Annotated in this window: 23 protein-coding genes; 15 read left to right on the forward strand and 8 right to left on the reverse strand. The window is 63.2% G+C overall.

Translation table 11 applies throughout. The features are described from left to right. The first annotated feature begins 120 nt into the window (after nucleotides 1–120). Genes KUL25_RS16905 through KUL25_RS16915 form a run of 3 tightly spaced genes read left to right on the forward strand, consistent with a single transcriptional unit; the run spans nucleotide 121 to nucleotide 2,722 of the window. Nucleotides 121–1,500 carry a calcium-binding protein gene (locus tag KUL25_RS16905; protein ID WP_257893988.1) on the forward strand — a complete coding sequence of 460 codons (1,380 nt, stop codon included), beginning with the start codon at nucleotides 121–123 and terminating at the stop codon, nucleotides 1,498–1,500. Beyond that, a complete protein-coding gene (locus KUL25_RS16910) occupies nucleotides 1,487–1,945 on the forward strand; it encodes a VOC family protein (protein WP_257893989.1) in 459 nt (152 codons plus the stop codon). Before KUL25_RS16905 ends, KUL25_RS16910 begins: the two co-directional genes overlap by 14 nt. Nucleotides 1,946–1,987: 42 nt before the next feature. Continuing rightward, nucleotides 1,988–2,722, forward strand: a complete 735-nt coding sequence (locus KUL25_RS16915) for a calcium-binding protein (RefSeq protein ID WP_257893990.1) — start codon at nucleotides 1,988–1,990, stop codon at nucleotides 2,720–2,722. Here KUL25_RS16915 and KUL25_RS16920 read toward each other — a convergent pair. From KUL25_RS16920 to KUL25_RS16940, 5 genes are all read right to left on the reverse strand, one after another. Next, a complete protein-coding gene (locus KUL25_RS16920) occupies nucleotides 2,719–3,573 on the reverse strand; it encodes a D-amino-acid transaminase (RefSeq protein WP_257893991.1) in 855 nt (284 codons plus the stop codon). The two genes, KUL25_RS16915 and KUL25_RS16920, sit on opposite strands and share 4 nt — an antisense overlap. Nucleotides 3,574–3,605: 32 nt before the next feature. Next, on the reverse strand, nucleotides 3,606–4,403 hold the full coding sequence (locus tag KUL25_RS16925; protein ID WP_257893992.1) for a CE1 family esterase: 798 nt from the start codon (nucleotides 4,401–4,403) through the stop codon (nucleotides 3,606–3,608). A gap of 188 nt (nucleotides 4,404–4,591) precedes the next feature. Then, a complete protein-coding gene (dgcA, locus tag KUL25_RS16930) occupies nucleotides 4,592–5,557 on the reverse strand; it encodes an N-acetyl-D-Glu racemase DgcA (protein WP_257893993.1) in 966 nt (321 codons plus the stop codon). Beyond that, nucleotides 5,558–6,559, reverse strand: a complete 1,002-nt coding sequence (gene dgcN / locus KUL25_RS16935; protein WP_068357509.1) for an N-acetyltransferase DgcN — start codon at nucleotides 6,557–6,559, stop codon at nucleotides 5,558–5,560. 147 nt (nucleotides 6,560–6,706) lie between these two features. Then, entirely contained in the window at nucleotides 6,707–7,087 is a 381-nt protein-coding gene (locus KUL25_RS16940; protein WP_257893994.1) for a hypothetical protein, read from the reverse strand. Nucleotides 7,088–7,348: 261 nt separating this feature from the next. Between KUL25_RS16940 and KUL25_RS16945 the strand changes: the two genes are divergently transcribed. The 8 genes from KUL25_RS16945 (at nucleotide 7,349) to KUL25_RS16980 (ending at nucleotide 14,763) form a co-directional block, all read left to right on the forward strand. Beyond that, the gene (locus KUL25_RS16945; RefSeq protein ID WP_257893995.1) at nucleotides 7,349–8,338 is read left to right on the forward strand and encodes a glutathione S-transferase family protein; all 990 of its coding nucleotides are present in this window, start codon (nucleotides 7,349–7,351) and stop codon (nucleotides 8,336–8,338) included. 22 nt (nucleotides 8,339–8,360) lie between these two features. Beyond that, nucleotides 8,361–9,338 (forward strand): threonine-phosphate decarboxylase, encoded by a 978-nt coding sequence (locus KUL25_RS16950; RefSeq protein WP_257893996.1) that lies wholly within the window; start codon nucleotides 8,361–8,363, stop codon nucleotides 9,336–9,338. Next, nucleotides 9,335–10,252, forward strand: coding sequence for an adenosylcobinamide-phosphate synthase CbiB (cbiB, locus tag KUL25_RS16955; protein ID WP_257893997.1), 918 nt, complete (start codon nucleotides 9,335–9,337; stop codon nucleotides 10,250–10,252). The genes KUL25_RS16950 and cbiB overlap by 4 nt, the downstream gene beginning before the upstream one ends. Nucleotides 10,253–10,308: 56 nt before the next feature. Beyond that, nucleotides 10,309–10,830: a GNAT family N-acetyltransferase gene (locus KUL25_RS16960; RefSeq protein WP_257893998.1), complete on the forward strand. Its 522-nt coding sequence runs from the start codon at nucleotides 10,309–10,311 to the stop codon at nucleotides 10,828–10,830. Between the two features lie 119 nt (nucleotides 10,831–10,949). Then, nucleotides 10,950–12,125, forward strand: coding sequence for a lytic murein transglycosylase (locus KUL25_RS16965; protein WP_257893999.1), 1,176 nt, complete (start codon nucleotides 10,950–10,952; stop codon nucleotides 12,123–12,125). Between the two features lie 65 nt (nucleotides 12,126–12,190). Beyond that, a complete protein-coding gene (locus KUL25_RS16970) occupies nucleotides 12,191–13,039 on the forward strand; it encodes a ParB/RepB/Spo0J family partition protein (protein WP_257894000.1) in 849 nt (282 codons plus the stop codon). 354 nt (nucleotides 13,040–13,393) lie between these two features. Beyond that, the gene (locus tag KUL25_RS16975; RefSeq protein WP_257894001.1) at nucleotides 13,394–14,617 is read left to right on the forward strand and encodes an AIPR family protein; all 1,224 of its coding nucleotides are present in this window, start codon (nucleotides 13,394–13,396) and stop codon (nucleotides 14,615–14,617) included. 11 nt (nucleotides 14,618–14,628) lie between these two features. Then, complete coding sequence (locus KUL25_RS16980) at nucleotides 14,629–14,763, forward strand: hypothetical protein (RefSeq protein ID WP_257894002.1); 135 nt, start codon at nucleotides 14,629–14,631, stop codon at nucleotides 14,761–14,763. A gap of 254 nt (nucleotides 14,764–15,017) precedes the next feature. On the opposite strand, the gene smc is transcribed toward KUL25_RS16980, so the two are convergent. Then, entirely contained in the window at nucleotides 15,018–18,473 is a 3,456-nt protein-coding gene (gene smc / locus KUL25_RS16985) for a chromosome segregation protein SMC (RefSeq protein WP_257894003.1), read from the reverse strand. Between the two features lie 270 nt (nucleotides 18,474–18,743). After that, entirely contained in the window at nucleotides 18,744–19,037 is a 294-nt protein-coding gene (locus tag KUL25_RS16990; protein ID WP_257894004.1) for a hypothetical protein, read from the reverse strand. A 138-nt stretch (nucleotides 19,038–19,175) separates the two neighbouring features. Here KUL25_RS16990 and rsfS point away from each other — a divergent pair, with 138 nt between their 5' ends. Next, entirely contained in the window at nucleotides 19,176–19,634 is a 459-nt protein-coding gene (gene rsfS, locus KUL25_RS16995) for a ribosome silencing factor (RefSeq protein WP_082916570.1), read from the forward strand. Next, on the forward strand, nucleotides 19,631–20,098 hold the full coding sequence (gene rlmH, locus KUL25_RS17000; protein WP_257894889.1) for a 23S rRNA (pseudouridine(1915)-N(3))-methyltransferase RlmH: 468 nt from the start codon (nucleotides 19,631–19,633) through the stop codon (nucleotides 20,096–20,098). The genes rsfS and rlmH overlap by 4 nt, the downstream gene beginning before the upstream one ends. On the opposite strand, the gene KUL25_RS17005 is transcribed toward rlmH, so the two are convergent. After that, complete coding sequence (locus KUL25_RS17005) at nucleotides 20,095–20,931, reverse strand: ABC transporter permease (RefSeq protein WP_257894005.1); 837 nt, start codon at nucleotides 20,929–20,931, stop codon at nucleotides 20,095–20,097. The two genes, rlmH and KUL25_RS17005, sit on opposite strands and share 4 nt — an antisense overlap. Nucleotides 20,932–21,040: 109 nt before the next feature. On the opposite strand from KUL25_RS17005, the gene KUL25_RS17010 reads away from it, so the two are divergent. Next, entirely contained in the window at nucleotides 21,041–22,243 is a 1,203-nt protein-coding gene (locus KUL25_RS17010; protein ID WP_257894006.1) for a KpsE/RkpR family capsule polysaccharide export protein, read from the forward strand. 8 nt (nucleotides 22,244–22,251) lie between these two features. Continuing rightward, on the forward strand, nucleotides 22,252–22,908 hold the full coding sequence (locus KUL25_RS17015; protein ID WP_257894007.1) for an ABC transporter ATP-binding protein: 657 nt from the start codon (nucleotides 22,252–22,254) through the stop codon (nucleotides 22,906–22,908). Nucleotides 22,909–23,004 lie beyond the last annotated feature (96 nt).

The following is a 23,004-nucleotide window of genomic DNA, read 5'->3' on the forward strand; positions in this document are numbered from 1 at the left end:
CAACACCTCAAGCCCTGCCCATGGCGTGTCCCCCGCACCTTGGGCGCGATTATTCGACCGAACCGCAACCAGACATTGGCATGCCACCGCCGGGCTGTCGTCCCCTGGAGTATCGTACCTGTGTCATCCATTTTACCTTTTCTGCTCGTCGGTCTCGGCCTTTCGTCCTTCCTCGACAATGACGACGATGGCGACGCGGTGTCCGCGCCCCCGGAAGACGGGCTTGCAGGGGCCGAAGTGACAGGCGAGGACCTTGCCGTGACCGGTGAGGCCGGAGCGCCCGCCGGTGGCGAGCTGGGCAGTGCAACACTCATCGGGGGGGAAGGCGACGATACGATCACCGGCGGCACGCATGATGACGTGCTGGAAGGCGCGGGCGGCGACGATGAAATCCTGGGCGGCCTTGGGGATGATACCCTGTCCAGCCCCGATGGGGCAGATACGCTGCTTGGCGGCGCGGGCAACGACGTGCTGGATGGTACGTCACAGGGGCTGTTCCTGCCCGCGTCTCCGAATGATCCAACGGATGCCGGAAAGCCAAGCGACGATGCGCGTTTGCCGGTGCCCGACGGCCCGGTGGTGGAGCCTCCTGCCCCTGTCACCGGGGATCAGCTACTCGATGGTGGTGCCGGGGATGACGTCCTGATCGGTGACAATGCCGATACCCTGACCGGTGGCGACGGAACCGACAGCTTCGTGGTGGACCTTGCCTCTGACCCAACGCAGGGATCGGTCCTGATCACCGACTTCGATCCGCTGCAAGAAGTCTTGACCCTGAACGTGGATGGCTTTGACGTCGGCAATCCGACGCGGGATGGCTTTGCCTTCGACGTCGAAACCCGTGACCTGTCCGATGACAGTGGCATGGAAGTCCTGGTTCAAGGCGTCGTCGTGGCGACGCTCGCGGGTGTGTCCGAGGCAGATGGCATCACCATTTCCCTTGTGGCCGAGAATGCCGGCACCGCCAATCCGGGCACCTTCACCAATCTGGGGGATGGCGACGACACGGCCATGGGCGATCTGTTCGATGACACGGTGAACTGCGGCGCGGGTCGCGATGACCTATCGGGGGGCACCGGCAACGATCTTCTGATCGGCGGCGGCAATGAGGAGACGCCCGTCACGATGGTTGTGCAAGAGCAACTGAATGGTGGTGAGGGGGATGACACCCTGCGCAGCGGTGATGGCTTCGTCGCACTGACCGGCGGTGAGGGCACCGACGTGTTCGAGATCACTCGGACGGCGTTGCCCATCGGTGTTACCGTGGATCCCTTCGGCCTGCGCGTGACCGAGGTCACGGACCTCGATGTCGCAACGGAAGAGGTGAACATCAGCTTGGTCAACGGCGATGCCTCGGCGGTGCCCGTACCCTTCACCCTGGAAGATTTGCCCGACGGATCGGGTGCGGGCGTGTTTATCGGAGGAGAGATCTACGTCGTCCTGAATGGCGTGCTGGCCGCCGATGCACCCACGATGAGTGTGAACAGTGCCGCCGCTTAAGCCCCCCTTCCGGGTTCGCGCCCTGGGCGAGATCGCCATCCGCTGCAATGACCTTGCGCGAATGGCCGCCTTCTATGGCGACGTCATCGGGTTGGAGCGGTTGGAGGGCAACGCAGCCCCCGGCATCATCTTCTTCCGCATCGCCGAAGGGTTCGGTGGGCACACGCAGGTCCTCGCCCTGTTCGACAAGGCACTGTCGGCACACCCCCAATCATCCCCCACAGCGGTGCAAGCCCCTGAAACGGGACAGAAATCCTCTTTGCATCATCTGGCGCTGACCCTCTCCTACGCAGAGCAGGATGCAGCCATGGCCTGGTACGATTCGCTGGGGATAGCTTACCGGGTGGAGCATTTCGGCTGGGTTGGCTGGCGCGGCATCTTCACGGAAGACCCCGAAGGCAACACGGTCGAATTGGTGGCTTTCGACCCCAGTTTGAAGACTTGAACCAAATACCCGGGGGGCACTGCCAAGCTGACCGTAATTCCTTTGTTGCTATTGGGCCTTGGCCTGTCGTTCTTCCTTGTGGGGGATGGCAGCGATGACACCTCCACCACGTTGATCGGCACAGACGGCGACGACCAGATCAGGGCTGATGTCGGCAGCCTGCTGGATGGTCTTGGCGGCAACGATACCCTCAATGGATCTGAAGAGGCGGATGTTCTTCTGGGGCGTGGCGGTGATGACCTTCTGAACGCGCAGGGCGGCGATGACCGGGTCGAAGGCGGCGACGGCCGCGATGATCTGAACGGCGACGCGGGCAACGACGAATTGTTCGGCAATAGCGGCAACGACACGCTGAACGGCGGAAGGGGCGATGACGACCTGATCGATGCGGTGGCTGAACCCTTGTTCTCGCGGCCTGATCAAGCCAGCACGCTATTTGGCGGCGACGGGGATGACACCCTTCTTGGCGATGACGGCGACGTTCTGACGGGCGATGCGGGGATAGATACCTTCAAGGTTTACAGCGATGGCATCGTTGATCCTGTGGTGATTACGGACTTTGAAATCTCCAATGAAATTCTTGAGATCAACGCCATTATCCCGTCTGCATTGAATGACCTTGGCCCATCAAGCATCTCCTTCGAGCAAAACGCGGACGGGACCTCATTGAACGCAGTTTTGAATACACCCGATGGCGCAAGCGTCGTGGTCGCCGTGTTGAACAACATCAGTGTCATCACGGTTCCGGTTGTCGCGTTGAACGTCTCGACGTTCTAGACCGCCGCCTTGCGCATCTCGTCGATGTAGATCTCTCGCAGGCGGGCGACAACATCGCCGGGCTGACCGGTGCCAATGGCCGCGCCGTCGATCTCCACCACTGGCATCACGAAGGTCGTGGCCGAGGTCACGAAAGCCTCATCCGCCTGCTTGGCCTCTTCCATCGTGAAGGGGCGTTCTTCCACCTTCATCTGCGCCTCTTGCGCCATGCGCAGCACGGCGGTGCGGGTGATCCCGCTAAGGATCTCATGGCCCAAATGGCGGGTGATGATGGTGTTGCCCTTCACGATATAGGCGTTGTTCGACGTCCCCTCGGTCACGACGCCGTCCTCGACCATCCAGGCGTCATGGGCGCCTGCGGCCTTGGCGGCCATCTTGCCCATCGACGGGTAAAGCAACTGCACTGTCTTGATGTCGCGCCGGCCCCAGCGTTGATCCTCGATCGAGATGATTTTCATCCCCGTCTTCGCCATCGGGTTGTCGGCAAGCCCGGACTTGGCCTGGGTGAACAGCACCAGCGTCGGCGTCGCGTCTTCGGGGTAGGCGAAGTCGCGGTCGGCGGCGCCACGGGTGACTTGCAGGTAGATCAGGCCTTCGTCGATCTCGTTGAGGCGCACCAATTCGCGGTGGATCTCCAGAAGGTCTTCCTCGGTCGTGGGGTTGGCCATCTCCAATTCATCGAGGGATCGTTGCAGGCGCGCGGCGTGGCCCGCAAAGTCGATCAGCTTGCCGCCCAGAACGCTGGTGACCTCATAGACGCCGTCCGCAAACAGGAACCCGCGATCGAAGATCGAGACAGTGGCCTCGTGCTCGGGCAGGTAGCTGCCATTCACGTAAACGGTACGGGTCATCGGGGTCTCTCCTTTGGGGCGTTTCGCAACGATTAAAGCTGCGACAGGATCCGTTCAATGGCCCATTCGACGCGGGCCGTGGAATAGGAATGCCCGCCCTCGAAGGTGCAGAAGATCAACTCTCGGCCCAAAGCCGCCTCACCACCGACGCAGAGCATGCCATCGGGGGCCGCAAGCGGCACCGGAATGCTGAAACCGCCGTGGTCGCCGTACATCGCCAAGGCCTCGAACACATCGCCCTGCCGCGTTGGCCCAATGGCCCGGCCTTCCAGCGGCACCGTGCGATCGGCATCGCCGTGGATGTGGATCAGGTGCGATGCGGGCGTCGGGCAGGCGTCGGGGATCGTCCGCCAGAAGGTGCCCGCATAGGGAACGAAGCCTGCGAAGGTATCGCCCATCTCGCAGGCAAGCGTCCAGGTCATCATCCCGCCCGCGCTGAACCCGGTGGAGATCAGGCGCGAGGGGTCCAAATCGATCCGGGTGGCCAGATCGGCGATGACGGCCCGGGCGTAGTCGTCTTCCGCCGCCTCGGTTTGGGTCGGGTTGCGGGGCCGATACGCGAGGTTCCAATCATCGGCGTCCGCGTTCAGCGCAACGAAGGCCATGCCCAACCGGTCTGCCATGGCGCGCAGGCTTTGGTTGCGCATCGCGCCCCCGGCGCTGCCGCGATAGCCATGGGCGTGGAAGAAAGCGCCCACCGGGCCGTCGGTACCGTCGGGCATGTAATAGCGGTAGGTGCGGTCGCCTAGAACGCTGCAATCCGTGTCTGGCCCGCAGGCCATGGCGGGTGTCGTCAAAAGGGCAAGGGCGGCGGTCAAGGCAAGGCGCATGGGGACTCCGAAAGGTCTTTCGACGCAGCTTGCGGTCTTTTGGGCGGGGATGCACCCCACATCCACGTGAGCGCAACGTGGCCGGGTGCGGGCGTGAGGGGGCCAGCCCCCACACTCTCCCAAAGCGCACCTCTTGGTGCGCGAGCCTTTGGGGGATATTTAAAGAACGGGCAAGCAGGGGAAGCGGTTTAGCCCCATAGGGCGGCGTCCGGCGGGAAAACGGTAGACCCGTCGAAGCGCAGGGGCGGGGTGCGGTCCTCGGCCAGCAGAAGCGGCCCGTCGAGGTCCACGATCTCGGCCCCCTGGGCGACGATCATCGCGGGTGCCATGGCCAGCGAGCTTCCCACCATGCAGCCGACCATCACCGTGTAGCCTTCCGCTCGCGCCGCATCGCGCAGCGCCAGCGCTTCGGTCAACCCGCCGGTCTTGTCGAGCTTGATGTTGACCATGTCGTATTTGCCCTTGAGGGCGGGCAGAGAGGCGCGGTCGTGGCAGGATTCGTCCGCGCAGACGGGAAGGGGGCGGGCAATTTCGGCCAGCATGTCGTCTTCGCCTGCGGGCAGGGGCTGTTCCACCATTTGCACGCCAAGCCGCAGAAGGTGCGGTGCAAGATCCGTGTAGACCTCGGCGGTCCAGCCCTCGTTGGCATCCACGATGATCGCCGCGTGGGGCGCGCCTTTGCGGACGGCCTCAAGCCGGGGCATGTCGTCGGGGGTGCCGAGCTTGATTTTCAGCAGCGGGCGATGGGCGTGTTTGGCGGCGGCCTTCGCCATGTTCTCAGGCGTATCCAGCGACAGGGTGAAAGCGCTGGTGACGGGGCCGGGGGCGGGCCCGGGGGCGGGAAGGTTCAAGATCTCCCACACGCGTGCGCCGGCGGATTTCGCCTTGGCGTCCCAGATCGCGCAATCCACGGCGTTGCGGGCGGCCCCTGCGGGCAAGGCTGCGCTATCGCCATGGTCGATATAGGTTTGGATCTGGGCTTCCACGCTGTCCATCGTTTCGCCGTAGCGGGCGTAGGGCACGCATTCGCCGCGCCCCCGGACGCCGTTGCCCTGATCGATTTCGAACGTCAGAACTTCGGCGTGGGTGCGCGACCCGCGGGAGATCGTGAACACCTCTGCCAGCTTGAAGCGCTCGCGCGTGATGGTGAACATCTAGATCGCCTCCAGGGCATCGCACAGGCGCCCCGCGCCCTGGCGGAACGGGTCGGCGGTGGGCAGACCCATGCGCTTTTCGATATCGGCCAGGCATTGCAGGGCCTCGTCTTCGCCAAGCGCCGCCGTGTTGACCGAGATCCCAACGACTTCGCAGGCAGGGTTCGCCACCCGGGCCAACGGCAGGGCGGTGTCGCGCAGGGCCTCCAGTGTCGGCAGGGAATAGCCGGGCAGACCGCGCATGTGTTTGCGCGTCGGCTCGTGCGAGAGGATCAGCGCATCGGGCTGGCCGCCATGGACCAGCGCCATGGTGACGCCGGAATAAGACACGTGGAACAAGCTGCCCTGACCTTCGATCATGTCCCAGTGATCGTCGTCGTTATCGGGGGTCAGGTGCTCGACCGCGCCCGCCATGAAGTCGGCGATGACGGCATCCAGCGGCACGCCCGCGCCGGTGATCAGGATGCCGGTCTGCCCGGTGGCGCGGAAGCTGGATTTCAGGCCGCGCGCCTTCATCTCCTTGTCCATCGCCAGGGCGGTGTACATCTTGCCAGCCGAGCAATCGGTGCCCACGGCCAGGCAGCGCTTGCCGGACCGCTTGATGCCGTTGGCGATGGGGTATTCGACCGAGGGGATGCGCACGTCGTGCAGCGTGCGGCCGTATTCCTTGGCGACGGCGACAAGATCAGGCTCATCGCTCAGCAGGTTGTGCAGGCCGGATGCGATGTCGAAGCCCTCGGACAGCGCCTCGATCAGCACGCGCTTCCACGATGAGGTGATATAGCCGCCCCGGTTCGCGACGCCGACAACAAGGGTCCGCGCGCCCGACGCCTTGGCGGCGGGAAGGTCCATGTCGGCGACCTTCACGTCGGCCTGGCAGCCCTCCATCCGGAATTGCCCGATGACATTCTCGGGCCGCCAATCGCGGATGCCCTGGGCGACTTTCGCGCCCAATTGGTCAGGGGCGTCGCCCAGGAACAGAAGATATGGAGTTTCGATCATCGGATGGCCCTTCCCCGGATGCGCAGGTGTCGCGGCAAAATAGCCGCGACCTGGCGCACGTACTGCGAAAAATTGGCCGGCAATATCGCCAAAAGCAGGAGATCATCGCGCCAAGGGGCGCAATTGGTGAATGATCTTGTGCAATGCCTAGCCTTTGGACAGCAATCCAGCGGGGCGTGTGTCGGACTGGACGAAATCCACCGGGGCCGTGCGGGCCGTCGCGGTGTTGCGCTTGAAGTCATAGCGTATCAGGTCGCCGTCTTCCGCCGAGGCGATGATCAGCGCCTGATAGAGGTGTTGCGCACCCTCGTAGATGTCGACCAGCCCGCGCAGGCGCGGGGCCTCATCGGCGATCAGCGCAAAGCCGTCGCTGGTCATTTCCAGGATCGCGAACGCCTCATCCCCGACATGGACCGCGCGGGTGGCCTGCTTGCGTTTCACATGGCGACGCGCTGCGGCCAACTGGTCACGAATCTCTTTCGGTAGGTATTCAGACACCGGATCCTCCGACAGGGCTGAGGGTTGCACGCAGATCAAGTTGGCGGATTTTCATGTCAGGTCAATGACATGGCGTGAACATAACCGCGCCGCCGCTGCTACCTTGGACGGAACTGGTAAACAATTCCCTTACCCACTTGGCGCTACCTGAATTGCTGCACTGCGGCAATCTTATACAGGATTGGGAAAGATTCTCGCCTGTGCGCGGATGCGGAGCCGCCCCTGCGTCCCTTGGCGTATACGCCGGGCAGTGCGCGCCCTATTTCCGACTCACCAAAGAAGGAGATGACGATGGGCCTGCTTGTTGACGGAACATGGCAAGACACGTGGTACGATACCAAGAAATCCGGTGGTGCGTTCCAGCGGACCGAAGCGCAGTTTCGCAATTGGATCACCGCCGATGGCGCGGCCGGTCCCACCGGCGTGGGCGGCTTCAAGGCGGAAAGCGGGCGCTATCACCTCTATGTGTCCCACGCCTGCCCCTGGGCCAATCGTACGCTGATTTTCCGCGCCCTGAACGGGCTGGAGGATCACATCGGCATCTCTGTCGTGCATCCCGACATGCTGGGCGACGGCTGGACTTTTGACGCCGACGTCGACGGCGCCACGGGTGATACGCTTTATGGTTTGCCCTTCGCCCGTGACCTCTACACCAAGGCGCAACCCGGCGTGACGACCCGCGTGACTGTCCCGATCCTGTGGGACAAGGAACGCGCCACCATCGTGTCCAACGAATCCGCCGAGATCATTCGCATGTTCAACGGGGCCTTCAACGACATCACCGGCAACGCTGACGATTACTACCCCAACGCCTTGCGCCCCCAGATCGACGCGATCAATGCGCGGGTCTATTCCGACGTGAACAACGGCGTCTACAAATCCGGTTTCGCCACCACGCAGGACGCCTATGACACCGCCGTCTACACCCTGTTCGATGCGCTCGACTGGTTGGAGGGGATCCTGACCCAGAACCGCTACCTGACGGGCGACCGGGTGACCGAGGCGGACTGGCGGCTTTTCACCACGCTGGTGCGGTTCGATCTGGTCTACCACCTGCACTTCAAGTGCAATCGCAAGCGGATCGTGGATTATCCCAACCTCTGGGCCTACACGCGCGAGCTTTACCAATGGCCGGGCGTTGCCGGGACGGTCAACTTCGACCACATCGTGCGCCACTACCATTATAGCCACGAGACCATTAACCCCCACCGGATCATCCCGATCAATCCGCAGATCGATTGGACCGCGCCCCATGGTCGTAATGGATTGCGGGCAGCGTAATTTCTTGTATCAAAAGGGGGCCATGACCGCACTGTTTCCCAAACGCGACCACGGAGGTGGTCTGGACGCCGCCGCCGCCGAATATGGGGGGCAGCAAGAGGCATGGCTTGATCTGTCGACGGGGATCAACCCGATCGCCTATCCCGTCGGGGACCTCCCGCAAAAGGTCTGGAGCAGGCTTCCCGGCGAAGGCGCGATGGCGCGTCTCTTGCAGACCGCCCGCGCGTTCTGGTCCGTCCCCGATGAGGTCGAGATCATCGCCGCCGCCGGGGCCTCGCCACTGATTGCGCGCATGCCGGATCTGGCGGCTTTGTCCGGCGCGTATATCCCGATGCCCACCTATAATGAGCACGCCGCCGCCTTCGCGGCGCGGGGGCGGCTGAACGATCCGCGCAATCCGAAAAACCCGGTGCATGTCTATGTGCATCCCAACAACCCCGATGGCAGGATGTGGCCGGGCTCTGCCATTGGTGGGCGTCCCCTGACGATCATCGACGAAAGCTTCTGTGACACGGTGCCCGAGCGTAGCCACATCGCCCGCGCGGCCGAACCCGGCGTGATCGTGCTGAAAAGCTTCGGGAAGTTCTGGGGCCTTGCCGGGGTCCGCCTTGGTTTTGCGATGGCGCGCCCCGAGACCTTCGCGCCGGTCAACGGCAAGGGCACCCTGGCCGAGCTGATGGGGCCATGGTCCGTGTCAGGCCCGGCGTTGGAGATCGGGGCACGTGCCCTTTCGGATCTGGGCTGGGCCGATACCACCCGCGTGCGCCTTGGGCGCGATGCGGCACGGCTGGATCATCTGATGTTGACTGCAGGTGCCGAGATTGTCGGCGGCACCACCCTGTTTCGCACCTACACCCTGCGTGAGGGTGCTGAATACTGGCAAAAACGCTTGGCCGCGCATCGGATCTGGTCCCGGATTTTCCCCTATTCCACCAATTGGATACGCCTGGGCCTTCCGGGCACGGACGAAGAATGGGCCCGCCTTGAGGCCGCCCTTTGATCGCCACCGCGCCGCTGCTTCTTGTGGCGATGATCCTCGATGCCTTGCTGGGGGAACCGCGCTGGCTCTGGTCGCGCGTGCCGCATCCGATTGTCGTGATGGGTCGGTTGATTGGCTGGTGTGACCGCGCGTTCAATCGCGGCGGGCGACGGGTGAACGGTGTGTTTGTCATGGCTGCCCTTGGCCTCGGCGCGCTGGGCCTTGGCTGGATCATCGTGGCGCTGCCCCTTGGATGGCTATGGCAAATCCTGATCGCGGCGGTTCTTTTGGCGCAGAAATCCCTTGTGCAGCATGTGGCGGCGGTGGGCGACGGTCTGCGCCGGTCTCTGGACGACGGCAAGCAAGAGGTCGCGATGATCGTGGGACGCGACACTGGCCCGCTGGATGAGGCCGCCGTTGCCCGCGCCGCGATTGAAAGCGCGGCCGAGAATATGTCCGATGGCGTCGTCGCCCCCGCCTTCTGGTTTCTGGTGGCCGGGCTGCCGGGCCTGTTGCTCTACAAAATCACCAATACCGCCGACAGCATGATCGGCCACCGCACCCCCCGGCATGAGGCGTTCGGATGGGCCGCCGCCCGGTTCGATGATGTGCTGAATTACATCCCCGCCCGCCTCACCGCGCTTTTGATCGCGCTGACCCGTGGCCCCGCCGTTCTGCGCTGCGCTTATCGCGACGGTCCCAAGCACCGCTCTGTCAACGCAGGCTGGCCCGAGGCCGCGATGGCCGCAGCCCTCGGCCTCTCCCTCTCCGGCCCCCGCGCCTATGGCGGCGAGATGACCACCGACGCGGCGCTCAACCCGGAAGGCACGCGCGCCGCCACGCCCGGCGATATCGCGGCTGCGGTGGGCGTGCTCTGGCGGGTGTGGGGGGCGATGATTGCCGCCGTGGTGTGCCTCTGGCTCGTGGGCGGCTAGGGTGCTTTGGGTCAGTCGCCGATCTTGCTATAGATGCGCGACACGAAAGGCGTGCGATGGATCCGCTCACGACTGCCCCGACCCTGAAGACCGAAAGGTTGATCCTGCGCGGCCCCCGGCGCGCGGATCTGCCCGCCTTCACCCGCTTCGTCACCAGCGCGCCGTCGATCATCGCGCAAGATGAAGCAGGCTCGCCCGAGGATGCCTGGTTCGGCTACATGATCGGCGTGGGCCATTGGCATTGGCACGGCTTCGGATTTTTCGTGCTGGAGGAACAGGCCACCGGACAGCCCATGGGCCGCGTGGGCCTGCTGAAGCATGTCCATTGGCCGGACGTGGAACTGGCCTGGCACTTGTTCGAGGAAGGCGAAGGGAAGGGATACGCGACCGAGGCCGCGCGGGCGGTGAAGACATGGGCGCACGACGCGCTGGGGCTGGACCGGCTGCACAGTTATATCGACGTGACCAACGCCCGCTCGCAGGCCGTGGCCCGGCGGCTTGGGGCCACCACCGACGGCACGCGCGCCGCCCACGAGCCGGAGGCCGAGGTTTGGGTTCATCCGGTGGACACCCCCTAGGATGCTCGTGGCGGCAGCCGAGGTCCGCCAATGGAGGGGTCCGCCGTCACCCAAGCCCTTGCACCGCCCCCCGCGCGCTGTATCGTCGCTAAAACATTTGACTAACAGGATCATTTCACATGCGTCGTTTCCTCGCCCCGCTACTCTTGTCTCTCACCCTCGGCACTGCGGCCACCGCGCAGCAATGCGGCGGCGATTTCGGCCAGTTCGTCCAGGGCCTCCGCGCCGAAGCGGCAGAGCGCGGCCATAGCCAGGAGGCCATCGATGGCTTCTTCCGCCACGCCAGCTATTACCAGCGTGCGTTGGATGCGGATCGCAGGCAGGGCATCTTCGCGGTGCCGTTCACCGATTTTGCCCGCCGTCTGATCAGCCAGGGCCGCATGGACAACGGCCGCCGCAACGCCGAGCGCCAAGCCGCCACCTTCGCCGAGATCGAGCGTCGCTTCGGCGTCTCACGCGGCATTCTTCTGTCGTTCTGGGCGTTCGAGACCGACTACGGCGCGTTCCAGGGCGATTACAACACCCTCGACAGCCTTGTGACGCTGGCCCACGATTGCCGCCGCCCCGAGCTTTTCCGCCCCGAGGTTTTCGGCGCCCTGACGCTCTATGAAAACGGCGACTTCGACCCGGTGAACACGCAAGGCGCCTGGGCCGGGGAAATCGGCATGGTGCAAATGCTGCCAGAAGATATCGTGAACCACGGTATCGACGGTGATGGCGACGGCCATGTCTACCTGCAAACCTCCGCGCCAGATGCCCTGATGTCCGGGGCCAATATCCTCTCGTCCCTTGGCTGGCGCCCCGGAGAGCCGTGGCTGGTCGAGATCACCGTGCCCGCTGATCTGGATTGGTACCAGACCGGCATCCACACCACCCGTAGCGTCGCCGATTGGGAGGCCGACGGTGTGGCAGGCCGCTCCGGCCCGCTGCCTATGCGCAACGCCCAGGCCTCCGTGGTCCTGCCCCAGGGGCGCAACGGCCCCGCCTTCCTCGCCTACCCCAACTTCAACGTCCTGTTCGAATGGAACCAGTCCTTCACCTACGTCCTGACCGCCGCCTATTTCGCTACCCGCCTGGAAGGCGCCCCCGTGTTCGACGCGCGCAACCCCGAGCCAGGCCTTGACGGCAACGCCATGCGCGCGCTGCAAGAACGGCTCCAGGCGCGGGGCCATGACGTGGGCCGGATCGACGGCATCCTCGGCGCCGGCACCCGTGCCGCCGTGCGCGAGGAACAGCGCCGCCTCGGCATGCCCGCCGACGCCTGGCCCACCCGCGCGCTTCTGAACGCACTCTGACGCAAACGCGCAACGCCCCCCGCACCCGGCGTATCCTGTCAGCCCACCACCGACAGGATACGCCCATGCACGACATCCACACCATCGCCCTCACCGACATCGACGCCGATGCCCTTCCCCGCGACCGCATCTCCCTTGCGCCCTCCGCCCTTGCGGAACTGCAAGCCTCCATCGCGTCCCTCGGCCTCACCCACCCCATCGAGGTCTGGGCCAAGCACGATCCCCTCCCCGACACGCCCCGCCATGGCCTGATCTCCGGCCTGCGCCGCCTCACCGCCGTGCGGGCGCTCGGCCACACCACCATTCCCGCCTTCATCCGCGACCCCTCCGACATCGCCGAGGCCATGACCCGTATGGTGACCGAGAATGAGATCCGCGCCGCCATTTCCCCGTGGGAAAAAGGCCGCCTTGTCACGGAATCGGTGGCCGAGGGCCTCTTCCCCACCCTCGACGCCGCCACCGACAGCCTCTACCGCACCCTCGACCGCCACCGCCGCGCCCGCATCCGCGCCATGGCCGACGTCGTGGCCGAGATCGGTGACCACCTGCTGACCGCGCCCGAGGCCCTCAGCCAGAACCAGATCACCCGCATCGCCTTCGCCCTGCGCGCCGACCTAGGCCCCCTCATCACCACCGCCCTGCGCACCTCGAAACAAAAATCCCCCGACGCCCAATGGAAAACGATCCTGCCGATCCTGCTGGAGGCCGAAGAAGCCGCCCGCACCCCGGACACCGCCCTCTACCGCCCGGGCCGTCCTCGCCGCACGGCCCAGGTGCGGTCGAAACTGAATATCAGGCGAGAGAGAACCCCCGACGGCTGGTCGCTGCGGTTCACAGGACCAGAGGCAACCGGCCCGCTTATGGAGGACATCATGGATGCAGTGGAGGACCAGTTCGGTAACAGACAACGGTGACTTCCCGTAGGGTGGGTGCAACCCACCACCCGTAGACCGGGCCTCGGCCCGGATAAGAAACGCCCCGGCAGGGTTTTTTTTGGAGGGAAAGTGATGGGAGGGGGGTGATGACTCTTAATGCCGAAAAGCCGAAGTTCGCCGTTACCCCAATGAACGTCCGCGCCAGCTGAAGCACCTTTGCAGCTCGCTCCAACATCTTGTGGCAGACTTCGAGAGTCGGCTGTATGTGGTGCTTGAAGTTGGTCGTCATTGCCTTTTCGTGCTTCTTGCTTTATCTCCACTACAGGCAATCCTGCCGCCGGGGTCATCGCACCCCGCAACATTGGTCCTTCGTGGCCTATGGAGTACTCGAGAATGGCTATCAAACCATATCGGTTTGAGGTGTCCGAGGCGCGTAGCGTCAAACACCCAACTCTTCCTAAAATCGTCAAGCACACTTTTTTGGTGCCTGCGCATCTGTTCCCGAAGGGCGTTCCGACTGGGGCAAACTTGCGTGATCCGGTCGGCATGAACCGACAGGTCTATAAGGACGTCAAAGCAAGCCTCGAAGGCAAGGAGGCACTGCCGGGTACCTTCGATCTGTTGAACCTGGGAATTACGATCATTGCCGAAGATATTGAGGTGATCGACAAGCGGGTCTTCGACGTCATGATTGACGATGACTATGGGATCGCCAATGGCGGCCACACAACCCAAATTATCTACGACTGCCAAGAGGATGACTCGATCGCCGAAGGCCAGCACGTCGAAGTCAAAATCATTACCGGGCTAGAAGGCGGCGAAAACCACACGCTGCGTGTGGATATTGCAAGGGGGCAAAACACCGGGATTTCAGTGCAGCCCCGTTCGATCTTTGAACTAGATGGGGCTTTCGAGAGCCTCAAAGCGATTGTGAAGGATCAAGACTGGGCAAATGATATTGGCTTCAAGGAGTCGGACAAGAAGGACATTGACGTCCGCGAGTTGGTTTCAGTGCTGGAATTGATGAACGTCACTGACTTTCCTGTGCGAGACACGAAGCATCCGATTGCGGCCTATGAAAAGTGGTCAACCCCTCTCAAAAAATTTGGGGATGACTATGAAGACAATCGTGAGAATCCTGTCGGCCGGAAATATGCGGTTTTTGAACCTTTGCTGCTCGATATTCTGGTTCTCTACGACCACATTCGCCGCGACTTCCTTCGCGTCTACAATGAAACGGTTGGCGGCCGCGCGGGAAATCTACGGATCGTGGAAAAGGCCCCACCGAGCAAGGGACGGTTTCAATTCCGTTATGCTAATCTAGATGACCATGATCAGCGTTTGACTAAAGGTGCCGCCTATCCAATTCTGGGGGCATTCCGCAACTTTGTCACGGTAAATCCTGAAACTGGCGTCGCAGAGTGGCAAGGCGGTTTCGAGAATGTCCTTGCTTCTTGGCGTGATCTTGCTCCCGAATTGGTGGCGGAAACCAAGCAGGCCATTCGGGATATTGGCAATGCTCCAGACTCGCTCGGCAAGAACCGCAACCACTGGGCCAACTTGTTCAAAACTGTGCGCTTGCATGTAATGCAGCAGCAGTTGGACACGATGGGTTGAGGAGGAGCGACATGAGCAGCCAGGAAAACAAACTCCTCATCAAAATTGGAAAGCACTTCGAGGCCAACGCCAGTGGCAGTATCGCTGTCTGTGCTGTTGCCATAATCGCGCTGACACTCGTCGCGGTTGGCTTTTCTTTCATGTAAACAAGGTTGGCGGCCGAATGTTTTTGGCCGCCTCCCAAATGTTGTGTCTATAGCTGTATTCATCTTCTGTGTTTGCTGGTCTGGGCAAGCTATCAGCGATGGTTTTGGTGGCCGTTGGGGCAAACGTTGGCTTTTGGCCTAAACCCCTCAAATCTCAATAACCCGCCCCAAATCCCCCTAACAGAACCTTAACAAATCCAAAAACAAAACAAAAACAACCCCTTAACACCCTGCTCAAGCTTGAGCACCCCGGATCAGGCCACCAGGGCCTCGGCCTTTTTCAGGTCCACCGAGACGAGCTGAGATACCCCCTGCTCCCCCATCGTGACTCCGAAAAGCCGGTCCATCCGGGCCATCGTGACCGCGTGGTGGGTGATCGTCAGGAACCGCGTGTTCGTCTGCCGCGTCATCTCGTCCAGCATGTCACAGAACCGCGTCACGTTCGCATCGTCCAGCGGCGCGTCGACCTCGTCCAGCACACAGATCGGCGCCGGGTTCGCAAGGAACACCCCGAAGATCAGCGCCAGCGCCGTCAACGTCTGCTCGCCTCCCGACAGCAGGCTGAGGGTGCTGAGTTTCTTGCCCGGCGGCTGGCACAATATCTCCAGCCCCGCTTCCAGCGGATCGTCGGATTCCACCAGCACCAGACGCGCCTCCCCGCCCCCGAAGAGGTGCGTGAACAGGCGGGCGAAGTTCTCGTTCACCTCGTCGAACGCCTTCAAAAGCCGCTCGCGGCCTTCCTTGTTGAGGCTGTTGATCCCGGTGCGCAGCTTGGCGATGGCCTCCTCCAGATCGGTCTTCTCGGAGGCCAGCGTGTCATGCTCTTCCCGAACCTCGCGGCTGTCTTCCTCGGCGCGCAAGTTGACGGCACCAAGGGCGTCGCGTTGGCGGCGCAGGCGCATGACGTCCTGTTCGATCCGGTCGGCGGAGGGCATCGGTTCGGGCAGGTCGCCAAGGGTTTCCAAAAGCGCCTCGGGGGTCAGCTCCATCTCTTCCGCGATGCGGTCGGCGGCGGCCTGAACGGCCTCCAACGCGGCATCGCGCCGGGCCTGGGCGGCGGCGCGGGTCTCGCGCGCCTCGGAGGCGGCGCGTTCCGTGTCCCGCTCTGCGCCGCTGGCCGCACGCAAGGTCATTTCACCCACCGACAGCGCATCGGCAGAGGCTGCTTTGCGTGCCTCGGCTTGAGCGATCTGAGCCGCAAGCTGTTCGCGGCGCCGGGCCACTTCAGCGGGTTTCTGGACGGCATCGGCAAGGGCCACCTCCGCTTCACCCCTGCGCTTCTCCAACTCTGCCAGACGCGAGGCGGCGTTGGTCAAGCGGTTCTGCCAATTGGTAATTTCGGTACCGATCTTGCTGATCCGCGACACGCGATCTTCACCGTCGCGCTTTACCTCATCGAAGGCGGCGCGCTTGGCGAGCATGTTCATCCGCGCGGCCTCGACGGTGGTCTTCACGTCTTCCAACCTCCCCCGAACGGCCTCCAGGTCGTCCAGTTCAGCCAGGGAATCCTGGGCACGGGTCAGTTCGGCGCGGGCTGTGTCTGCTTCCTCTGCATGACGCGAGGCGGTCAGGCGAAGCGTTTCGAGCTTGCCATCGAGAACGCTTTGGTCAGCCTCGGCGCGGGCCGCAGAACGGCTGGCCTGGCTCAACTGAGTTTCCGCATCCCGGCGCGCGGAACGAGCGGATTTATCGGCCTCTGTCAGTTGGTTGAGGCGCTCGGCGAGGGTTTCATGGGCGGCCTTGGCGTCATCGGCCTTGCCGCGCGCGCGAAGGCGCTCGTCTTCCAGCTCGGACAAGCGGTTCGCCTGCTCCAACCGCCGCGCGGCCGTAGAGACGGCGTCGGCGGCGGCAACGGCGAAACCATCCCAGCGCCAAAGATCGCCCTCGCGGCTGACAAGGCGTTGACCGGGCTGCAAGGACGGCTGCAAGCGGGGGCCGTCGGCGGCATCGATGATGCCGATTTGCGAAAGCCGACGCGTTAGGACTTCGGGGGCGGTCGCGACCTCTGCGGCGGGTTGCACGCCCTCGGGCAGAGGGGTGGTTGTGTCGTAACCGGGCAGGTCCGTCCAGCCGGTGGCGCCCGCCGTATTGGCGCGGGCGGCCTTGAGGTCATCGGACAAGGCGGCGCCGATCGCGGCCTCGAACCCCGGGGAAACCTTGATTTCATCAAGAACCTGGTCGCCGTCACCCCGATCACGCTCCAGCACGCGGGCAAGGGCCGTGACCTCGGCATCCAGCGTGCCGGCGCGGCCTTCGGCCTCGGATCGGGCCGAGCGCGCTTCGGTTTCCCTGGCCTGCGCCTCGGCGCGGGCGGCCTCGGTTTCCAGCAAGGTTTCCTCGGCGCGGGCGGCGAGGGTGGTGGCGCTGGTCAGCGCCTCTTCGGCGTCTTGGGCTTCGCGCTTGAGGGTTTGCAGCCGGTCCGCCGCGTCACTGGCCGCTTGCTCGGCGGCAGCCGCGTCGGCCGAATTTCGCGTAACGGCCTTTTCGGCCTCTCCCATGCGCCGCTCGATTGCTTGATAGCGGGCGGCCAGTGCGGCGGATTGTTCTGTCAAATCAGACAGCTCCGCCTCTTGCCCCGCCAGGACGGACCGGGCGTCCGTCACCGCATCGCGGGCATCGCCAAGTCGTTCGTCCTGACCTTTCTGGGCGGTCTGCAAATCCGTGCGCTCGGCCTGCAATCGCGCGACGGTTTCGCCTGCGTCAGCGTTCAACGCCTCTTCCCGCTCACGATCCTTATCGATCTGGGTGATGCGGTTGGTAAGCGTTTCAACGGCGGCGGCGGCGCGGTCCGCTTCGGCCTGCAAACTGTCGCGCTCAACCAACAGACGCTGAAGAATTGCAGCGGCCACAGTGTCTTCCTCGCGCAGCGGCGGCAACGCTTCTTCGGCGGCTTCCCGGGCCTTTACGGCCTCCAATGCTGCGGATTCGGCCTGCGCGGCCGAGGCGAGACCGGCGCGCAGGGCTTCCTCTGCGCGCAGGCGTGCGGCGTCGGCATCGCGCCAGCGCACAAACAGCAACAGGCCTTCGGCAAGGCGTAGCTCGGATCCGATCTCGCGGTAGCGGGCGGCCTGTTTTGCCTGTCTTGCCAAGGTATTGAGCTGCGAAGCCAGTTGGTCGATCACATCGTCGATCCGAGCCAGGTTGGCTTCGGCACCCTTCAATTTCAGCTCTGCCTCATGGCGGCGCTGATAGAGGCCCGAGATCCCGGCGGCCTCTTCCAGCACGCGACGGCGGGCTTTGGGCTTGGCGTTGATCAGCTCGGAAATCTGGCCCTGACGGACAAGGGCGGGACTATGCGCGCCGGTGGATGCATCGGCAAACAGCATCGAAACGTCGCGGGCGCGCACGTCTTTTCCATTGAGTTTATAGGCACTTCCCGCATCACGTGTGATGCGGCGGATGATGTCGATCTGGTCTTCTTCGTTGAAGCCAGCAGGTGCGAGCCGGTCCGCGTTATCGATGGTAAGCGAGACCTCGGCAAAGTTACGCGCGTTGCGGGTGGCGGCACCGCCGAAGATCACGTCCTCCATCCCCGCGCCCCGCATCGCGGTGGGGCGATTTTCGCCCATCACCCAGCGTAAGGCTTCGAGAAGATTGGATTTTCCGCACCCATTCGGGCCCACCACGCCAGTCAGACCGTCGGCGATCACGAGGTCCGTGGGGTCGACGAAGGATTTGAAACCGTTGAGTCTGAGCTTGGTAAACTGCACCTGCAATGCCTCTTTGCGATGGCGATTCTTGTGGCGTGCAGTTTACGCGGAGGGCCGTGGGCCGAGTCAACGCATATGGGGCGCATATCGTGGGTATCGGCGGTTTATCCCCAAGATATGCGACATCAAGCAAAACCTATGCTTCGCCACACCGGCACGCACAAGTATATCAATGGTATATCAATTCGCATTTCAACCCACGCCGACGTGGCCCCGCGCCCGGACCCGGACGTCGTCATATCCGTGAGAGGAGTGGCGGTGAACCCCGCCCTAAGGACAGATCAGATCCGCGCGCATGACGTTCTGGTCGCCACGCAGAGTGTCGGTAATCACGGCGCAGCCCGTGGCTTGTTCCATTGCGTTGCCAGCGCGGTGGACGATGGCACCGATGGAGGGGAAGGGCGTGGCGTTGGTTCGGATCGCCTCGGCGCGATTGCCGTTCCGGCGGACAGAGAAATCAGCCCCGTCGACCGTCACATAAGTCGGCGTGATCCCCATCATCGCGGGGGACGGGCTGTCACAGGCGACAAGCAGCAGCGTGAGGGGGAAGACGAGAAAACGCATGATCAAGAAATTGCTCAACATAGTTAACAAATCGTTACGGCGACTCTCTGCCTTTGGTGCACAAGGCGAGGTTGAGAACGGCCCCTTGCAATGTTATGTTTGATTACACCCGGCGTCGGGGATGAACAGGCGCGTATGATGGAGGACGGAGTCCTGACCGGACTTAACCAAGCAGAGGCCAAGACCTCTGCCACCGCAGGGCCCACCGCAAAGGCACGGGCCCGCACCCAAACCGCTTACAGCAGCGAAGAGCTTCTGGAGCGCATTCTGACATCCCTTGATGACGACAAAGCCGAAGACGTCGTGCAGATCGATCTGCGCGGAAAGTCCTCGATTGGCGACTATATGGTCGTGGCCTCCGGCCGCTCGACCCGTCAGGTCTCGGCCATGGCCGAGAAGCTTGTCGATCGGCTGAAACAGGATTTCAGCCTGTATTCCAAGATCGAAGGCAAGGATACGGGCGACTGGGTGCTGATCGATACGGCCGATGTCATCGTCCACATCTTCCGGCCTGAGGTGCGAGAGTTCTATCAGCTGGAAAAGATGTGGCAGCCAGAGGCGCCTGAGGCGGCGACCTCAAAAGGCCCGGAAGGCTGAAGGTCCATCTGTGCGTCGTTGGCCGCTTGAAAAAGGGGCCTGAAAAGGCGCTGCTCGACGACTATCTCCGAAGATTCGACAAGACGGGCCGGGGCCTTGGCCTGTCGCTTGGGCAGGTTGTGGAGGTCGAAGACCGCAAGGGCGGTGGCATGGCCGCAGAGGCGGAACTGATTCGCGCGCGCCTGCCCGGCGCGGTGTTCTGGGTGATGGATGAGAGGGGCGAGATCATGACCTCGCCCGAGTTCGCGGAGCGACTTGGGGCGCAACGGGACCGGGGCATCGGCGATTTGGCGCTGGTCATCGGCGGGGCGGACGGCATCGATCCCGGCCTGCGCGCGGATGCCGGATCGGCGATTTCGTTCGGAAAGATGGTGTGGCCGCACATGCTGGCCCGCGTAATGCTGAGCGAGCAGTTGTACCGCGCGGCGAGTATTCTGGCGGGCAGCCCGTATCACCGGGTCTAGCGCATCAGGATCCGCTGCCGATGCCGCCGCAGCAGCATCAACCCGAACGCCAGCGGGACAAGGGCCCACAGCAGCATCAGAGGCACCGAGATGAAATCCGGCGCATAGGTGGGATAGACGCCCTGCCGGAACATCGCGGTGAAGTGGATCCATGGGGTCCAATCGAGGATGGATTGGATGGTGGGTGAAAGATCCTCATACAGAAAAAACACGCCCGCGCCGATCAGCAGGGGGCGCGATGCGATGCCCCAGATTTGCCCGTAGACCGGGAAAAGCCCCAGAAGTGCGCAGTTCAACGTGCCATGGCCAAGGCCCAGAAGCGCCGCGAGGGCCATGGCAGAGACCATGTAGCGGAACTCTAGCACCGCTGACGTGTCGGTAAATTCCAGAATGCCGAAAAGGACGACGCAGCTGACCGCCACGCTTGTCAGCGTGTTCAGGATGAACCGCGCAAGGATCGCGTCGATCCAGGTGACGGCAGGATACATCAGCAGCGGCTTGGAAAAGTTGAGCGCGTTCATCACCGTGGCCATCGTGAGGCTATAAAGAAGGAACGGCAGATAGCCGGTGGTGTAGAACAGCAGGAACGAATTGCCCAAGCTGGGGCTGCGGATCAGCAGGGAAAAGACGAAAGACATCACCAGTAGCGCGCCCACAGGCTCGACCACCGCCCAAATGTACCCACCGGGAGAGCGGCCATAGCGCGTCGACATCTCACGCAGCATCAACGCGATGACCGCGCGGCCCGAGGCGAAGCTGGTCGCGCGGGTCCGGGCACGGCCTGCCGGGGGCGAGAGGGTGGTGAGGTTGGCCACGGGGGCAGGGTCCATCATGCTTTCTTAAAACTCTCCAAGTATGTATGACGAATGATATTCCAGCAACGGGCCAGCAACGGCATGCAGACGTTGTGCCCGATTAGATCACCTGAGGATTGCCAAACCATTGACTGACGAGGCGAAAACACCGGATGCCCCTGCCGGGGCAAAGCGGCGGATCCGGGTGAACACCGTGCCGGCGGGGCGCGCGACGATGCGGTGGCGGCACTGGGGGATCGTGATCTCCTTCGTGTTGCTGGTGCTTGCGCCCATCGGGGCGGTGGCCACCTATCTTTACGCGGTGGCCGTCGATCAATACGCCTCCACGACCGGGTTCACGGTCCGGCAAAACGAATCTGGGGCGGCGACGGATGTGCTGGGGGGGCTTGCGGCGTTCACGAGCGGGGGCGGCGGCGGGCAGGCGGATGCGGACATCCTGTTTGAATACATCGTCAGCCAGGAACTGGTACTGCGCCTGAATGAACGGCTCGATCTGGTGGGCCATTACTCGGCCCCCCATGATATTGACCCGATCTTCTCCCTCGACCCGGACACTACGATCGAAGGGTTGGTAGACCATTGGCAGCGCATCGTCCGGATCAGCTATAGCCAATCCTCGGGGTTGATGGAACTGCGCGTGCTGGCGTTCGATCCCGAGATGGCGCGGACCATCGCGCAGGCGATCATCGAGGAAAGCCAGAACCTTGTGAACGCGCTCAACGCGACGGCGCGCGACGACGCGATGCGCTTCGCCGAGCAGGATCTGGCCGCCGCGCTGATCCGCCTGCGAGAGGCGCGCGAGGCACTGACAGCGTTCCGCACGCGGACGCAGATCGTGGACCCTGAAAGTGACCTGCAAGGTCGGATGGGGGTCCTCAATAATCTGCAACAGCAGTTGGCCGAAGCGCTGATCGAGAATGATCTGTTGGGCGAAAACACCGCCAACCCCAACGACCCCCGCCTGCGCCAATCGGCGCAGCGCATTGACGTGATCCGCGACCGGATCGCGCGGGAGCGGGAGAACTTCACCCAAGCCGACGCGCAGGTCGGCGGCGAAGACTATCCGACCCTGATCGCCGAATTCGAAGGCTTCGTCGTGGATCGCGAATTCGCCGAGGAAAGCTATCGTGCGGCGCTGACCGCGCTGGATCTGGCGCGCACCAACACCACGCGCCAAAGCCGTTACCTGGCGGTGTTCATCCAACCCACCTTCCCCGAACTGGCGCAATTTCCGCGCCGCGAGGTGATCCTGGGCCTCGCCACCCTGTTCCTTGTGTTGGGCTGGTCGATCCTGGCGCTGGTCTTCTACTCGATCCGCGACCGACGGTAGCGCTTCCGATGATCCGGTTCGAGAACCTGACCAAAAGCTTTCGCCTCGGCGGCCAGCGGCGCATCGTCATCGACAACCTCAACCTGACCTTGCCGACGGGCAAGTCCCTTGCGCTTCTGGGGCGCAACGGGGCCGGGAAATCGACCCTGATGCAGATCATCGCGGGTAATATGGATGCCGATCATGGGCGGGTGATTTCGGACGGCTCCATCTCTTGGCCGGTCGGGTTTGCGGGCTCGTTCCACCCGGAGCTGACCGGCGCGCAGAACACGCGGTTCATCGCACGAGTCTACGGTGTCGACACCGGAGAGTTGACGGATTTCGTGCGTGGATTTGCCGAATTGGGGGACCATTTCAACATGCCGGTCCGCACCTATTCTTCGGGCATGCGGTCGCGGCTGACCTTCGGGTTGTCGATGGGAATCGAGTTCGACACCTACCTGGTGGATGAGGTGACAGCCGCCGGTGACGCCGCCTTCCGACAGAAATCGAAACAGCTGTTTTCGGCCCGGATGGAACGTTCGGGCGCGATCATGGTGAATCACAACCTGGGTGAATTGCGCGAATATTGCGATGCCGCACTGGTCCTGGAAAAGGGCAACCTGCGCTATTTTGACGATCTGGATGAAGCGATCGAGCTGCATAACGAGAACATGGGCACCTAGGCCCGCCGCCCCAGCCAATCGTTAACCGGACGTTCGGGTTTCGATCTATTCGCCACGGGTCCGCCATAAACACGCACGAACTTCGCGCCGCAAGAG

Source organism: Gymnodinialimonas phycosphaerae (genome assembly GCF_019195455.1).
GTDB classification, from domain to species: Bacteria; Pseudomonadota; Alphaproteobacteria; order Rhodobacterales; family Rhodobacteraceae; genus Gymnodinialimonas; species Gymnodinialimonas phycosphaerae.